The organism is Actinomyces sp., assembly GCF_030524025.1.
In the GTDB taxonomy this organism is placed as follows: Bacteria; Actinomycetota; Actinomycetes; order Actinomycetales; family Actinomycetaceae; genus Actinomyces.
Genome location: NZ_JAUNHI010000001.1, coordinates 25,103 through 40,439, shown reverse-complemented (window position 1 = coordinate 40,439; position 15,337 = coordinate 25,103). Strand labels below are relative to the sequence as shown.

Below are 15,337 nucleotides of genomic sequence, written 5' to 3'. Positions count from 1 at the left end.
GGGGTCGTGTCCTCTCAGTACCTGCTGGCCAGGACGGCGATGAGGGCAAGGACCGCTCCGGCCAGCATGTAGCCGGCGTAGGAGCGCACGAAGCCCGACTCGGTGCGGCGCACGAGCCTGCCCAGGCCCGCGGTCGCCCGGGCGACCCCCTCGACGGCGCCGTCGACGAGGTGACGGTCGCTGACGGTGGCGGCGATGACGAGCCCCTGCCCGGGGCGCATGGCGAGGGCCTCGTTGACCGAGTCCTGGTAGAGGTCGTGGCGGGCGGCCTCGACCAGGGCGTTGCCGGGCTGGACGACGACCGGCACCTCGCGCCGGGCGTACATGACCCAGGCGGTCAGGGCGCCGATGACGACCAGCGCCAGGGTCAGGCACATGATGACCGGGACGGCCAGCACCGGCTCATGGTGCTCGACGTGGCCGGTCACCGGCTCGAGCCAGGTGACGAAGGCGTCCCCGGAGGCCAGCAGGCCGCCCAGGCCCACGGAGAAGACCGACAGGATGATCAGTGGCGCGGTCATGAGCCAGCCCGACTCGTGGGGGTGGACCTCGCCCTCGGCGTCCTTGGCGGTGGTCCAGCGGGGCGTGCCGTGGAAGATCATGAAGAACAGGCGCGACATGTAGAAGGCGGTCAGGCCCGCACCCAGCAGGGCGACCGTCCCCAGTACCCACGGGCGCAGTCCCTCGCCGACGAAGGCGGCCTCGATGATGAGGTCCTTGGACCAGAACCCGGAGAAGGGCGGGATGCCGAGGATCGCGAGCCAGCCAATGCCCATCGTCACCCAGGTCACGGTCATGGCCGTGCGCAGGGCGCCGAAGCGGCGCATGTCGACCTGGTCGCCCATGGCGTGCATGACCGAGCCGGCTGCGAGGAACAGCTGGGCCTTGAAGAAGCCGTGGGTGAGCAGGTGGAAGATCGCGACCGCGTAGCCGATCGGCCCCAAGCTGGCGCCGAGCATCATGTAGCCGAGCTGGCTCATCGTCGAGGCGGCCAGGACCTTCTTCATGTCGTCCTTGGCGCTTCCGATGACCGCCCCCAGGACCAGGGTCAGGGCGCCGACCACCGCGACGGCCGTCTGGGCCGAGGGGGCGCCCTCGAAGATCGGGGCGGAGCGCACCATGAGGTAGACCCCCGCCGTGACCATCGTGGCGGCGTGGATGAGGGCCGAGACCGGGGTGGGGCCGGCCATGGCGTCACCGAGCCACGCCTGGAGCGGGAACTGGGCGGACTTGCCGCAGGCCGCCAGGAGCAGGAAGAAGCCCATGGCGGTCAGCCACCCGGTCGACAGGGTCGAGCCGGCAGCCGGCAGGACGGCGTCGAAGGCCACCGAGCCGACCTGGGAGACCATGGCCATCATGGCGGCCAGGAGGCCGAGGTCCCCGACGCGGTTCATGATGAAGGCCTTCTTGGCGGCCGTCGCGTTCTCACGGCTCGTGGCCTGTAGCGCGGGCTCGTCGTCGGCCTCGGCGGTGTTCCAGAAGCCGATGAGCAGGTAGGAGGCCAGGCCCACGCCCTCCCAGCCGATGAACAGGGCGATGTAGGAGTCCCCCAGGACCAGGGTGAGCATCGCGGCGACGAACAGGTTGAGGTAGGCGAAGAAGCGGCGCCGGTCGCGGTCGTAGGCCATGTAGGCCACCGAGTACAGGTGGATGAGGGAGCCGACCACCGTGACCAGGGCGACGAAGGTCAGCGACAGGGGGTCGAGGCGCAGCCCGAGGTCGACAGTGAGGTCCCCGGCGGCGAACCAGCGCCACAGGTGGACGCCCAGGACCCTGTCCGCCGGGTCGGTGCCCAGGACCTGGAGGAGGATGGCGATGCCGAGTCCGGCGCTGACGAAGGAGGCTGCCACCGCCAGCCAGTGGCCCCAGCGGTCCGAGGCCCGCCCGGCCAGCAGGAGCAGGGCGGCACTGGCCGCCGGCACCGCGATGAGCAGCCAGGACAGTGCTGCGGCCCCCGTGGCCGGGGTGAGGGGCGCCGCGGCGGTGTCGGCCAGGGCGGCCAGGGTGAGAGGCGTTGAGGTCATGGAAGTGCCGGCCCCCTTCAGTTCTTGAGCAGGTTCTCGTCGTCGACGGAGGTCGACCTGCGGGTGCGGAAGATGGACACGACGATGCTCAGCCCCACGACGACCTCTGCGGCGGCCACCACCATGACGAAGAAGGCGAAGAGCTGGCCGGTCAGGTCCCCGTGGAGGCGGGAGAAGCTGACCAGGGCGAGGTTGACGGAGTTGAGCATCAGCTCGACACCCATGAGCTCGATGATGGCGTTGCGCCGCAGGAGCACGGTCAGCGCCCCGATGCTGAACAGGACGACGGCGAGGACGACGTAGGCGGTCACGGGGACGGTCACTGCTTGTCCTCCTTGTCCTGCTTGTCCTGGTCCTGATCGGCCGGCTCCTTGTCCGGCGCGTCGGCCTCCTGGGGTTCCTGGGCGAGGGGCTGGACGACGACGGGCGCCGGGGCGCCGGGCATCGTCGCCATGCCGGAGCGGCCCACGGCGGCCTCGGTCCGGGCCGCGATGCTCCCGGAGCGCTGGGCTCGCCCGGTCTCCGGGGAGACCTCGGCGACCTCCAGGGCGTCCCCACGCGCCCGCAGGACGCGGGGGACGGATTCCTCGACCGCCTGGCCGGCGGCGTCCAGGGCCGGGGCCGTGGCGGCGTTCGTGGCGGCGTAGACCCCGGGCATCGGCTTCTGGCCGGGGTGAAGGCCGCGGGTCGCGTAGGCCCGCATCTTGGACTGGGCGCTGCGCCGCTGGCTGAGGGCCGGGCGGATCCGCTCCCGGTGGGTCAGGCTCAGCGCCCCGACGGCGGCGATAACGAGCAGGATGCCGGTCAGTTCCATCACGACGACGTGGCTGCCGAAGAGGACCTCGGCGAGGGCTTGGGGGGTGGCGCCCTGACCGGCCTGGAGTCCGGCGGCCTGTGGGAAGGCGGTCGTCACGACGACGCAGACCAGGACCGTGGCGAGCCCGGCGCCCAGGAGGGCGACGAGCCACTTGTTGGCCGGCGAGCCGGTGGCATTGACCGGCTCGTCGCCGCCCAGGCCCACCATCATGACGACGAACAGGACGAGGGTCATGACTGCGCCGGTGTAGACGACGACCTGGGTGACCCCGAGGAAGGGCGCCTCGGAGGCCACGTAGAGTATCGCCAGGCAGATCATGATCGTGATCATGTTGACCGCGGCGTTGACCGCCCTCTTGGCGGTGAGCAGGCCCAGGGCGCAGCCGACCGTGACCAGGGCGACGACCCCGAACAGGATCGTCTCACCGCCGGAGAGCTCTCCGGCGCTGGTCAGGGCGGCGGGTGCGTGCAGGACGGACATCAGTGGACGACCTCCTTGGACGGGGCCGGGACCGGGGCGGCGGTTGCCAGTGAGGGGTCGTCGGGGCGGTGGGCGCGCACCCAGTCGACCTGCGCCTGGGTGGGTCCGGTGACCGCGCCGCGGTAGTAGTCGGCGTCCTCGGTCCCCTCGACCATGGGGTGCGGGGAGGCCAGGGCGCCCTCGGGCAGCGGGACGAGCAGGTCCTCCTTGTCGTAGATCAGGCCCGTGCGGGTGGGCCCGACCAGCTCGTCGATCTCGTGGGTCATCGTCAGGGCCCGCGTCGGGCAGGCCTCGATGCACAGGCCGCAGAAGATGCAGCGCAGGTAGTTGATCTGGTAGACGCGTCCGTAGCGCTCCCCCGGCGAGTGCTGCTCCCCCGGTGCGTTGGAGGCGGCCTCGACGTAGATGGCGTCGGCGGGGCAGGCCCAGGCGCACAGCTCGCAGCCGATGCACTTCTCCAGGCCGTCATCGTAGCGGTTGAGCTGGTGGCGCCCGTGGTAGCGCGGCATGAGCACCGCGGGCTCGAAGGGGTAGAGCTCGGTGACCGTGGGCCTGAACATCGAGGAGATGGTCACGCCGTAACCGGCTACGGGCGCGAAGACGCGGGCCAGTGCTCCGGGTGCGTCACGCAGCCACCGGTTGTGGTCGGACCGGGACCGGCGGGGGCCGTCGGTGTGCTCAGTCATCGTTGTCCTCCTGGGCGCCGTCGGCGGGGGCGGCCGCGTCGGGATGGATGGTCGTGGAGCCCGGGGCGTCGGCCCCGGTGGCGTGGATCGTCAGCGAGGCGGCGATGTCCGAGATGACCGAGGGCACCGCCGCGGGGGCGGCCATGGCCCCCTCGGCGCCGTCCACCTGCTGGAGGCCGAGGGCGGCGGCCCCGCCCCCGGAGGCGGGGACCGGCTCGGCGCGCCTGGCCCGCGGCGAGGGGGGCAGGGTCTGGCCGGGCAGCGGCGGCACGGGGAAGCCCCCCGCGAGAAGGTGGTCCCCCTCCCCCGGTGCAATGAGCTCGTCGTCGTCCCACTGGTCCTCGGGCTCGCCGTCCTCGTCCTCCTCGGGGGCGGCCGGGGCGAAGAAGAGGATGAGCATGGCCACGAGGAAGATGGCCGCCAGGACGCCCAGCAGCCCCTGGGTGGAGCCGTCGGTGAAGCTTCGGTAGGCCTGGACGACCGCGACGAGCACGAACCAGGCCAGGGACACCGGGATGAGGACCTTCCAGCCCAGCTTCATGAAGTGGTCGTAGCGGATGCGCACGAGCGTGCCGCGCGTCCAGATCATGAAGAACATGACCGCCCAGACCTTGAGGACGAACCACAGCAGCGGCCACCAGCCCGAGTTGGCCCCGTCCCAGAAGGAGGCCAGGATGAAGGAGCGCCAGCCGCCCAGGAAGAGGGTGACGCACACCGCCGAGACGTTGAACATGTTGATGTACTCGGCCAGGAAGTACCAGGCGAACTTCATCGAGGAGTACTCGACCATGTGCCCCGCGACGAGCTCGCCCTCGGCCTCGGGCAGGTCGAAGGGCAGCCGGTTGACCTCGCCGATCATCGACACGACGTAGATGACGAGGCTGGGGAGCATGGCCAGGCCCCACCACAGGCGCTCCTGGGCCGAGACGATGCCCGAGGTCGACATGGTGCCCGAGGCGAGGAAGACGGTGAGCATCGACAGGCTCATCGCCAGCTCGTAGGAGATGACCTGGGCGGCGCTGCGCACGGCGCCCAGCAGGGGGTAGGTCGAGTGGCTCGACCAGCCGCCCAGGATGATGCCGTAGACGCCGAAGGCCGTCACCGCCAGGATGTAGAGCACGGCGACGGGGAAGTCGGCCAGCTGCAGCGGGGTGACGTGGCCCAGGATGGAGACCTCGGGGCCGAAGGGGATGACCGCGTAGACCATGAAGGCGCAGAAGGCCGCGATGACCGGCGCCAGGATGTAGATGAACTTCTCGGCGCCCTTGAGCCAGAAGTCCTCCTTGAGGATGAGCTTGGCGGCGTCGGCGACCGCCTGGAGCAGACCCAGGGGGCCGTTGACGTTGGGGCCGCGGCGCACCTGCATCCTGGCCAGGCCGCGGCGCTCGACCCACAGGACCATGATGACGGACACGATGAGGAACAGGACGATGAAAACCGCCTTGATGACCGACAGCCACCAGGTCTCGTCGGAGAAGTCGGCGGTCACACCTCCCGTTGCCGTCGGCTGGACGACGGCGCGGACAAGGGCTGCGGTGGTCACGGGGACACCTCCGTGCTGGTCGGTGCGGGCAGCGAGATCCGGACGGGCGAGCCGTGCCCCGCGCCCAGGGTCTGGCGCACGGTCGAGCCCGGGGAGCACTCGGGCAGCCACACGACGCCATCGGCCACCCCTCCCACGACGGCGGGCAGCGTGACCGTGCCGGTGGGCGTGGAGACCTCGACCTCCTGGCCCGGGTCCAGGGCGAGGCGCGCGGCCAGGTCGGCGGCCAGGCGGGCCACCGGGCGCCGTGCGGTGGCGGCCAGGAAGGGCTCGCCGTCCTGGAGCCGGCCGTCGTCGAGCATCGGCTTGTGGGTGGCCAGGACAGCCTCGAGGCCCGCGGGGGCGGTTCCCGTCTCCTCGGGGCGGTCCTCCCGCTGCGCCTCCTCGGTGAAGGCGACGGGGCCGCGCGTCCCCGACCACAGCCCGAGCTCGGCGATCCCGGTGTGGAGGACGGTCAGGTCCTCGGCCTCGAGGTCGGTCCCCATCTCCAGGGCCAGGGCCCCCAGGACCTGGCGGTCGGTGCGGGCGCGCGAGACGTGGGCCTGGCCGAAGGGCCGCACGCGGCCCTCCCAGTTGACGAAGGTGCCGTTCTTCTCCACCGGCGGCGCCACGGGCAGGACGACGTCGGCGTGCTCGGACACCTCGGTGCGGCGCACCTCGAGCTGCACGGTGAAGCCCGAGGAGGCCAGGGCGGTGCGCGCCAGGCCGGGGTCGGGGAAGTCGCGCAGGTCGACGCCGCCGATGACCAGGCCCTCGAGCTCGCCGTCGGCCAGGGCGGTCAGGATCGCCGTCGTGTCGCGGCCGGGAGCCTCGGGCAGCGGCGGGTTGGCGTGCACGTCCCCGGTGCCCGCGTTCCAGGCGCGGGCCACCTCGGCGCGGGCGTGGGCGTCGGCCACGGGCCGGCCGCCGGGCAGGAGGAAGGGCAGCGCACCGGCCTCGATGCCACCGCGCTCGCCGGCGCGGCGCGGCACCCAGGCCAGGCGGGCGCCCGTGGCGGTGGCCAGGGCGTCGACCACCGACAGCAGCCCCGGCACGGCCGCGGCGCGCTCACCGACGAGGATGGTGGCGCCCGGCCGGGACAGGCCCTCGACGATGCCCGGGTGGGTCCGGCTCAGCAGCGCCACGGCGCGGGCCTCCTGGCCGGGGGCGGCCAAGACGGTGGTCGCGTCGAGCTTGCGGGTGCCGGCGGTGGCCGTGGCCGTCACGGCGGCCACCTCGGCGCCCCCGGCCCGCACGGCCTTGCGCAGCCGCAGGAACAGGGAGCCGCACTCGTCCTCGGGCTCCAGGGCGACCAGGAGGACCTGACCCGCCTGCTCCAAGGAGCGGTAGGTCACCCGCCCCAGGCCGGTACCGGCCACCCGGGCCGCCAGGAAGGTGTCCTCCTCGGGGCTGTGGTCGCGCACCCGCTGGTCGATGTCGTTGGTGCCCAGGACGGTGCGGGCGAAGCGCGACCAGGCCCAGGCGTCCTCGAGGGTGAGGCGGGCGCCGGGCAGCAGGCCCACCCCCCGCTCGGCGGCCGCCGCCAGTCCGGTGGCGGCGACGTCGAGGGCGTCCGACCAGCTCGTGGGCACGAGCGCGCCGTCCTCGTCGCGCACGAGCGGGACGGTGAGCCGGTCGGGCTGGGAGGACCAGGTGAAGGCGAAGCGGTCCTTGTCGGTGATCCACTCCTCGTTGACCTCGGGGTCCTCACCGGCGAGCCGGCGCAGGACGACGCCGCGGCGCATGTCGACGCGCAGGGCCGACCCCGAGGCGTCGTGCTCGGTGACCGAGTCGGTCGACACCAGGTCCATGGGGCGGGCGCGGAAGCGGTAGCGGGCGCTGGTCAGCGCGCCGACAGGGCAGATCTGGATGATGTTGCCCGAGAAGTAGGAGGCGAAGGGCCTGCCGGACAGGTCCTGCCCCTCGGGCAGGCCGGCGGCACCGTCGACCGGGCCGTCGAGGACCCCGGGCTCGCCGCCGGGACCGGACAGGTCCTCGGTGGGCACGAGACCCGCCTCGCCGCGGATGGTCCGCGTGCGCGGCCCCTCGTCCCGCGGGTCGTGGAAGTCGAGGACCGAGGCGTCGAAGCGGCCGATCTGCTCGGAGTACAGCCCGGGCGTGATATGCCCGCCCACATGCCCGGCGCCACGGCCCTGCAGGGCGATGAAGGGGTCACCGGCGATCTCGTCGGCGAAGCGCACGCAGCGCTGGCACAGGATGCACCGGTCGCGGTCGAGCAGCACGTTGCTTGTCAGCCGCAGGGGCTTGGGGAAGGCCCGCTTGACGTCGGTGAAGCGGGTGGCCGACTGGGCGCCGCTGGCCATCAGCTCCAGGGCCTGGTTCTGCAGGGGGCACTCCCCGCCCTTGTCGCACACCGGGCAGTCCAGGGGGTGGTTGATGAGGAGGAACTCCATCGTGCCGGCCTGGGCCTTGGCGGCCACCTCGCTCGTGGCCTGGGTGGCCACCTCCATGCCCTCGGTGACGGTCATGGCACAGGCGGGCTGGGGCTTGGGCATGGGCCGCACGACGCCGTCGCGCCCGGGCATGGCCACATCGACCAGGCACTGGCGGCAGTTGGCCGAGGGCGCCAGGAGCGGGTGGTCGCAGAAGCGCGGGATGCGCACCCCGGCGCGCTCGGCGGCACGGATGATGAGGGTGCCGGCGTCGACCTCGACCGGCATCCCGTCGATGGAGAGGTGGACCGTGTCAGTCATGTGTCACCGTGCGCTTTCAACGAGTGCGGAGGCCGCGTAGGGGAAGAGCTCGCGGGCCGGGGTCGTGCACCCGGCCTCGAACTCCGGGCGGAAGCGCGCGATGCCCGAGAGCACCGGCGTGGCGGCGGCGTCGCCCAGCGCGCAGAAGGAGCGGCCGGCGATGTTGGCGGCGATGTCCTCGAGCTTCTCGACGTCGCCCGGCAGGCCCCTGCCCTGCTCCAGGCGCGCCATGATCTGGCGCATCCAGTAGGTGCCCTCCCGGCAGGGCGTGCACTTGCCGCAGGACTCGTGCTGGTAGAACTCGGTCCACCGGGCCACGACCCGCACCACCGAGACGGTCTCGTCGAAGACCTGCAGCGCGCGGGTCCCCAGCATCGAGCCGGCGCCCGCCACGGACTCGTAGTCGAGGGGCACGTCGAGCTCCTCGGGGCCGAAGATCGGGGTCGACGAGCCCCCGGGGACCCAGAACTTGAGCCGATGGCCGGGCCGGATCCCGCCGGCCAGCTCGATGAGCTCGCGCATCGTGATGCCGAAGGGGGCCTCGAACTGCCCGGGCCGGGCCACGTGCCCCGACACCGAGAAGATCCCGTGTCCCCGGGAGCGCTCGGTGCCCATCGCGGCGTACCACGGCACCCCGCGGGCCAGGATCGCCGGCACCTGGGCGATGGTCTCAACATTATTGACCACTGTGGGCCGGGCGTAGAGCCCGGCCACCGCGGGGAAGGGCGGCTTGAGACGGGGGTGCCCGCGACGCCCCTCGAGGGAGTCGAGCAGGGCGGTCTCCTCCCCGCAGATGTAGGCCCCGGCACCGGCGTGGGCGGTGATCCGCAGCGGCTGGTCGCCGTCGAGGCCGAAGCCGGTGTCGAGCAGCCCCGCCTCGGTGGCCTCACGCACGGCGTGCAGCAGGCGCCGGTAGACGTGAGGGACCTCGCCGCGCAGGTAGACGAACGCGTGGTCGCAGCCGATGGCCCGGCTCGTGATGGCGATGCCCTCGATGAGGGCCTGCGGGTTGGACAGGATCGTGGGAATGTCCTTGCAGGTGCCGGGCTCGGACTCGTCGGCGTTGACCACGAGGTAGCGCGGGCCGCCGTCGGAGGGGGGCAGGAAGGACCACTTGAGGCCGGCGGGGAAGCCGGCGCCGCCCCGCCCGCGCAGGCCCGAGTCCTTGACCAGGGCGATCAGCTCCTCAGGGCTGAGGGTCTTGGCGCGCGCCAGGCCCTCGTAGCCGCCGTGCGCGCGGTAGGCGGCCAGGGTCCACGAGTCCGCGACGTCCCACATGTCGGTGACGACGGGGGTCAGCCTGCCCGGAGCGCTGAGGGCAGGTCCCTCGGGCTGGGGGGCGGCGGGCTTGTCGGCGCTCACTTCGTCTCCTCCTGCGCTCGTGCCGTCGATCCGGGGCCGGCGGGGGATGCCTGCTCGAGGGCCTCGGGCGCGGTCCAGCCGTGCTCGCGGGCCAGGCGCAGGCCGCGCAGCGTCGGCTCGCCGGGTCCCGCGCCCTCCTGGACCCGGCCGTCCTCGAAGCCCGCGAGCAGCCGGGCGTTCTCACGGAAGGTCGGCACCGTCTCCGGGCCGCGGGTGGGAACGATGTCCTCCCCCTGCTCCAGGCGCCGCACGAGGTCGACGGCGCTGTCGGGGGTCTGGTTGTCGAAGAACTCCCAGTTGACCATGACCACCGGGGCGTAGTCGCAGGCGGCGTTGCACTCGACGCGCTCGAGGCTGATCGTCCCGTCCTCGCTCGTCTCATCGCTGCCCAGGCCGGTGTGCTCCGAGACGGCCGACCAGATGTCGTCGCCGCCCATGACCGCGCACAGGGCATTGGTGCACACCCCCACGTGGTAGGCGCCCGCCGGGTGACGCCGGAACTGGCTGTAGAAGGTGGCCACGGCGCTGACCTCGGAGCGGTTGAGGCCGAGCCGGGCGGCGCACAGGGCGATGCCCGCCGGCGAGACGTAGCCGTCGACGGACTGCACGAGGTGGAGCATGGGGATGAGGGCGCTGCGCTCCTGGCCCTGGGGGTAGCGGGCGATGATCTGGTCGATGTCGGCTTCGAGGCGCTGGGCGACCTCGGGGCTGTAGCCGGTTGCGTTCGTGCTCATCAGCGGTCCACGCCTCCCAGGACGGGGTCGATCGAGGCCAGCGTGGGCACGAGGTCGGCGATCATGCCGCCCTCGCCCATCAGGGCCAGCGACTGCAGGTTGGAGTAGGAAGGGTCGCGGAAGTGGACCCGGTAGGGGCGGGTGCCGCCGTCGGACACGGCGTGGATGCCCATGACGCCCTTGGCGTGCTCGATGGTCTGGTAGACCTGCCCGGCGGGCACGTGGAAGCCCTGGGTCACCAGCTTGAAGTGGCTGATGAGGGACTCCATCGAGGTGCCCATGATCCGGCGGACGTGCTCGAGGGACTGGCCCTGGCCGTCGGTGGCGATGGCCATCCTCGCGGGCCAGGCGATCGTGGGGTCGGCGACCATCGTCGTGTTGGAGGGGTCGGCGCCCCGCTCGCTGATCTCCTCGAGGCGGTCCAGTGCCTGGGAGACGATCTTGAGGGACTGGAAGCACTCGTCGAAGCGCAGAAGCAGCCGGGTGTAGCAGTCCGAGGAGGTGTAGACGGGCACGTCGAAGTCGTAGGTCTCGTACCCGCAGTAGGGCCGGGACTTGCGCAGGTCGAGGGGGTAGCCGGTGGCGCGCAGGCAGGGACCGGTCAGCCCCATGGCCATCGCCCCGGCCAGCGAGATCTCGCCGACCCCCATGAAGCGCGACTTGAGCAGCGGGTTCTCCACAAGGAGCGCCTCGAGCTCACCGAGGTCCTTCTTGATCTCGGGCATGATCGAGCGGACGAAACCGGTCAGCCCCTCGGGGATGTCCTGGGCCAGGCCGCCGGGGCGGATGTAGGCGTGGTTCATGCGCAGGCCGGAGACCATCTCGAAGGCGCGCAGGATGTGCTCGCGCAGCCGGAAGGAGATCGTCATGAGGGTCGTGCCGCCCATCTCGTTGCCGCCGGTGCCGATGGCCACGGCGTGGCTGGCGATCCGGTTGAGCTCCATGAGCAGGACCCGGGTGACGGTGGCCTTCTCGGGAATGTCCTCGGTGATGCCCAGCAGCTTCTCGACGGCCAGGGCGTAGCCGACCTCCTGGAAGAAGGGGGCGACGTAGTCCATCCGGGTCACGAAGGTCTCGCCCTGGACCCAGGTGCGGTACTCCATGTTCTTCTCGATGCCGGTGTGGAGGTAGCCGGTGCCGACGCGGACCTCGGTGACCCGCTCGCCGTCGATCTCCAGGACCAGGCGCAGCACGCCGTGCGTCGAGGGGTGGACCGGGCCCATGTTGACCACGATGCGGTCGTGCTCGAGGCGGTCGGCCTCGTCCCGGGCGGCTATCTGGGCGACGACCTCGTCCCAGTCCCCGCCGTGGGCGGTGAACTGGGGGGCGCCGTCGGCCAGTGAGTCGGTGGCCGGGCCGGCGGCGGTGAAGGCCTCGTTCGTGCTCGCGGTGCTCATCAGCGGTACGACCTCCGGGAGTCGGCGGGGGCGGTCGAGGCGCCCCGGTACTCGACGGGGATGCCGCCGAGCGGGTAGTCCTTGCGCTGGGGGTGGCCCACCCAGTCGTCGGGCATCGCCGAGCGGGTGAGGTGGGGGTGCCCGTCGAAAACGATCCCCATGAGGTCCCAGGCCTCCCGCTCATGCCAGTCGTCGCCGGGGTAGACCGGCACGATCGAGGGGATGTGCGGGTCGGACTCGGGGCAGGTGACCTCCAGGCGGATGGCCCGCGAGCCGTGGGTCAGGGACAGGAACTCGAAGCAGGCGTGCAGCTCGCGCCCGGCGTCGCCCGGGTAGTGCACCCCGGTCACCCCCAGGCACAGCTCGAAGCGCAGGTCCTGGTCGTCGCGCAGGGGGCGCACGACGTCGAGAAGGTGCTCACGGGCGATGAACAGCGTCAGCTGGTCGTGCTCGACGACGACCTTCTCGATGGCGTCGGCCGGGTCGACACCGGCCTCGGCCAGGTCCTCGATGAGGGCGTCGACGGCCTCGTCGAACCAGGAGCCGTAAGGGCGCACGGCGGCCGGGGCCAGGGCGACCACGCTCCTCGTCCCGCCGTAGCCGGAGGTGTCGCCGGCGTCCGGGGCGCCGAAGTGGCCGGTGTGGGCCGAGACGACCTCCAGGCGCAGCTCGGGGCGCACGGGCCGGCCCGCGACCTCGGGCACGGCCGGGGCGGCGAGGTCGGCCGCCTCTGCGGGGACGCCGTCGTCGACGGTGTTCTCACTCATGCGAGCAGGCCCTTCATCTCGGAGGTGGGGGTTGCGGACAGGGCGGCGGCCTCGACGGCACGCGCGATCTGCTCGCGGTGGGCCAGGACGGGCCGCTTCTCGATCTGACGGGTCAGCTCGAGCATGGCGTTGATGAGCATCTCGGGCCGCGGCGGGCAGCCGGGCAGGTAGATGTCCACCGGCACGACGTGGTCGCAGCCCTGGACGATGGCGTAGTTGTTGAAGATGCCGCCGCTCGAGGCGCAGGCCCCCATGGAGATGACCCATTTGGGCTCGGGCATCGAGTCGTAGACGTTGCGCACGATCGGGGCCATCTTGTGGGACAGGCGGCCCGAGACGATCATGACGTCGGCGTGGCGGGGCGAGGCGCGGAAGACCTCCCATCCGAAGCGCGCCATGTCGAAGCGGGGCGTGCCCGCGGCCATCATCTCGATGGCGCAGCAGGCCAGGCCCATCGTCACCGGCCACAGCGAGCGCGCCTGGGCCAGGCCGGTGAGCCGCTCGACACTGGTCAGCAGGAAGCCCGGGCTGTCGACCTCCGCGGCCGCCTGGGCGTACGGGTCATCCCTCTTGGAGGGGATGTCGCGCATCTTGTCGTTGTAGTCGTTCATGTTCATGGCCGTCGCGCCCTCCGTGTCCTCGGTGTACCCGATGTCCCCGATGCCCCGCTGTCCTGGGTCCTGGCTGGGGGCATCAGTCCCAGTCCAGTCCGCCGCGGCGCCACTCCAGGACGTAGGGCACCGTGATGAGGGCGATGAAGACGAGGGCGGCGCCCAGTCCGAACAGGCCCAGCCGGGCGAAGGCGGTGGCCCACGGGTAGAGGAAAACCACCTCGACGTCGAAGATGATGAAGGTCATGCCCACGAGGTAGAAGGCGACGGGGAAGCGCCCCTTGTCCGGGTGGGCCGGGGTGGGGTCGATGCCGCACTCGTAGGCGGCCACCTTGACCCGGTTGCGTCGGCCCGGGCTGACGATCGCCGACAGCCCGAGCCCACCGATGGCCACGAGCAGGGCCAGCGCCGCCATGATGAGCAAGGAGACATAGGGGTTCATGCTGCCGGCACCATTCTTGTGAGGATCTGGATGAGGTGGTCGGCGGCGTCGCCGCCGCGGCGCTCCCAGCCGTCGGACAGGAGCTTGGTGACGAGCCGCATGAGGTGCTTGCGCCCCAGCCCGTGCCGGGTGCACAGGCGCATCACCTCGGGGTGCTCGATGAGGGACACGAAGACGCGTCCCAAGGTGTAGTAGCCGCCCAGCTCGGCGCGCAGGGCCACGGGGTACTGGGCCAGGGCCTGCTCGCGGCCGGCCGCTGTCGAGCGGGCGGCGGCCTGGGCGACGGCCTCGGCCGCCAGGCGGCCGGACATGAGGGCCTGGGCGATGCCCTCGCCGTTGAAGGGCGAGACCATCCCGCCGGCATCCCCCAGGAGCATGAGGCCATCGGCGTAGTGGGGCTTGCGGTTGAAGGCCATGGGCAGGGCCGCCGAGGCCAGGCGCCCCACCTGGTTGTCCGGGGTCAGTCCCCACGCGGGGGGCGCCGCGGCCATCCAACGCCCGAAGACCGCCTTGTAGTCGATGCCCGCCCCCGACCGGGCACCCGCCGCGCGGCCCGCCGGACGAGCCGGCACGCGCCCGCGGGAGGCGCCGGGGCGCCGGGCGCTCCGCGTCCCCGCCGACCGCGGGTGCCGGGAGAGCCGCACGCGCCGCGAGGACCCCGACCCGGAGGACACCGAGCCGAGCCCGACATTGACCAGCCCGTCACCCACCGGCCACAGCCAGCCGTAACCGGGCAGGAGGTCGGAGCGGCCGGCAGGGCCGTCCCACAGCTCGAGCCGGGACTCCATCCAGTTGTCATCAGCGCGCGGGGAGCGGAAGTAGGCGCGCACGGCCACCCCCAACGGCCTCGCCTCGTCCCTGAGGCGGCCCGCCGCCGTGGCCAGGCGGGCCGAGACCCCTCCGGCGTCGACGACGACCGGGGCGGTCAGGGTGGCCGGGGAGCTCAGGCCCGGGTGGGCGGCGCGGGCCGAGGGCCGCGCCTCGACCCCGACGACGCGCCCCGAGGCGGTGGTGACCGGAGCCGTGACACTCACCCCGGTCAGGAGGCGCGCGCCGGCGTTGGCCGCGTGCTCGGCCAGGTCCCGGTCGAGCTCGGCGCGCCGCCGGGCCAGCCCGTAGGAGGGCAGGGAGGGCAGCTCGGGCCAGGGGACGTGGAGGAGGTGGCCGCCACCGACGACCCGCAGGCCCGCGTTGCGCTGCCAGGAGGAGGTGTCGACCCCCATGCGGATGAGCTCGCGCACCGCCGAGGGCGTCAGCCCGTCGCCGCAGACCTTGTCCCGGCCCAGCTCCTGGCGCTCGAGGACGACGACGTCCAGGCCGAGGGTGGCCAGGTGGTAGGCGGCCGAGGCGCCGGCCGGGCCCGCCCCCACGACGATGACGTCGGCGGCCTCGACCCGACGCACCGGGGAGCGCAGGGTGTCCGTCGCTGCGGAGGCGGGGGCGGTGCTGTGCGCCACGATGGTGCCTCCTTGTCTGCGTCGTGTCCGTGTGGTCCGCGTGGTCCGTGTCGCCCCTGTCGTCCGCGTCGCTGGTGTCGTCCGCGTCGTGCATGGGGCTGTCGAGGTCGGCCGCTGGGCACGACCGAGGTCCTCCCAGGACGTGGAGGACCGGCCCCGACTCTACCGAGGCGCGCCGGCGGTCCTGACAAGCCACCTCGGGTCCAGTGTTTTCTGCATCATTGCACCGACCCCTGGGCAGGCCGGCCGCGGCCGCAGGCACCAATTCGCCCGCATTTAAGACCCCATGGTATGACGTATTTCTTGTCTGTGTGCCGGCGCCGG

General features: G+C 72.3%; 13 protein-coding genes. All 13 read right to left on the bottom strand.

From position 1 onward, the window contains the following. Positions 1–14 precede the first annotated feature (14 nt). The 13 genes from nuoL to Q4C85_RS00105 all read right to left on the bottom strand — a co-directional run bounded on the left by nuoL (position 15) and on the right by Q4C85_RS00105 (position 14,971). Complete coding sequence (nuoL, locus tag Q4C85_RS00165) at positions 15–2,024, bottom strand: NADH-quinone oxidoreductase subunit L (protein WP_303138332.1); 2,010 nt, start codon at positions 2,022–2,024, stop codon at positions 15–17. A 17-nt stretch (positions 2,025–2,041) separates the two neighbouring features. After that, positions 2,042–2,347 (bottom strand): NADH-quinone oxidoreductase subunit NuoK, encoded by a 306-nt coding sequence (gene nuoK, locus Q4C85_RS00160; protein ID WP_126383247.1) that lies wholly within the window; start codon positions 2,345–2,347, stop codon positions 2,042–2,044. After that, the gene (locus tag Q4C85_RS00155; protein WP_303138328.1) at positions 2,344–3,321 is read right to left on the bottom strand and encodes an NADH-quinone oxidoreductase subunit J; all 978 of its coding nucleotides are present in this window, start codon (positions 3,319–3,321) and stop codon (positions 2,344–2,346) included. The genes nuoK and Q4C85_RS00155 overlap by 4 nt, the downstream gene beginning before the upstream one ends. Beyond that, positions 3,321–4,007: an NADH-quinone oxidoreductase subunit NuoI gene (gene nuoI, locus Q4C85_RS00150; RefSeq protein ID WP_303138326.1), complete on the bottom strand. Its 687-nt coding sequence runs from the start codon at positions 4,005–4,007 to the stop codon at positions 3,321–3,323. Before nuoI ends, Q4C85_RS00155 begins: the two co-directional genes overlap by 1 nt. After that, positions 4,000–5,550, bottom strand: coding sequence for an NADH-quinone oxidoreductase subunit NuoH (nuoH, locus tag Q4C85_RS00145; RefSeq protein ID WP_303138325.1), 1,551 nt, complete (start codon positions 5,548–5,550; stop codon positions 4,000–4,002). The genes nuoI and nuoH overlap by 8 nt, the downstream gene beginning before the upstream one ends. Next, positions 5,547–8,243: an NADH-quinone oxidoreductase subunit G gene (locus Q4C85_RS00140; RefSeq protein WP_303138324.1), complete on the bottom strand. Its 2,697-nt coding sequence runs from the start codon at positions 8,241–8,243 to the stop codon at positions 5,547–5,549. The genes nuoH and Q4C85_RS00140 overlap by 4 nt, the downstream gene beginning before the upstream one ends. Positions 8,244–8,246: 3 nt before the next feature. After that, positions 8,247–9,521, bottom strand: a complete 1,275-nt coding sequence (gene nuoF, locus Q4C85_RS00135; protein WP_303138724.1) for an NADH-quinone oxidoreductase subunit NuoF — start codon at positions 9,519–9,521, stop codon at positions 8,247–8,249. A gap of 80 nt (positions 9,522–9,601) precedes the next feature. Next, positions 9,602–10,339: an NADH-quinone oxidoreductase subunit NuoE gene (gene nuoE, locus Q4C85_RS00130; protein ID WP_303138321.1), complete on the bottom strand. Its 738-nt coding sequence runs from the start codon at positions 10,337–10,339 to the stop codon at positions 9,602–9,604. Next, positions 10,339–11,736 (bottom strand): NADH-quinone oxidoreductase subunit D, encoded by a 1,398-nt coding sequence (locus Q4C85_RS00125; protein WP_303138319.1) that lies wholly within the window; start codon positions 11,734–11,736, stop codon positions 10,339–10,341. Before Q4C85_RS00125 ends, nuoE begins: the two co-directional genes overlap by 1 nt. Continuing rightward, positions 11,736–12,503 (bottom strand): NADH-quinone oxidoreductase subunit C, encoded by a 768-nt coding sequence (locus tag Q4C85_RS00120; RefSeq protein WP_303138316.1) that lies wholly within the window; start codon positions 12,501–12,503, stop codon positions 11,736–11,738. Before Q4C85_RS00120 ends, Q4C85_RS00125 begins: the two co-directional genes overlap by 1 nt. Beyond that, positions 12,500–13,120, bottom strand: coding sequence for an NADH-quinone oxidoreductase subunit B (locus Q4C85_RS00115; protein WP_303138313.1), 621 nt, complete (start codon positions 13,118–13,120; stop codon positions 12,500–12,502). Before Q4C85_RS00115 ends, Q4C85_RS00120 begins: the two co-directional genes overlap by 4 nt. Positions 13,121–13,196: 76 nt before the next feature. Further along, entirely contained in the window at positions 13,197–13,556 is a 360-nt protein-coding gene (gene ndhC, locus Q4C85_RS00110) for an NADH-quinone oxidoreductase subunit A (RefSeq protein WP_303138310.1), read from the bottom strand. Further along, positions 13,553–14,971 carry an FAD-dependent oxidoreductase gene (locus tag Q4C85_RS00105; RefSeq protein ID WP_303138722.1) on the bottom strand — a complete coding sequence of 473 codons (1,419 nt, stop codon included), beginning with the start codon at positions 14,969–14,971 and terminating at the stop codon, positions 13,553–13,555. Before Q4C85_RS00105 ends, ndhC begins: the two co-directional genes overlap by 4 nt. Positions 14,972–15,337 lie beyond the last annotated feature (366 nt).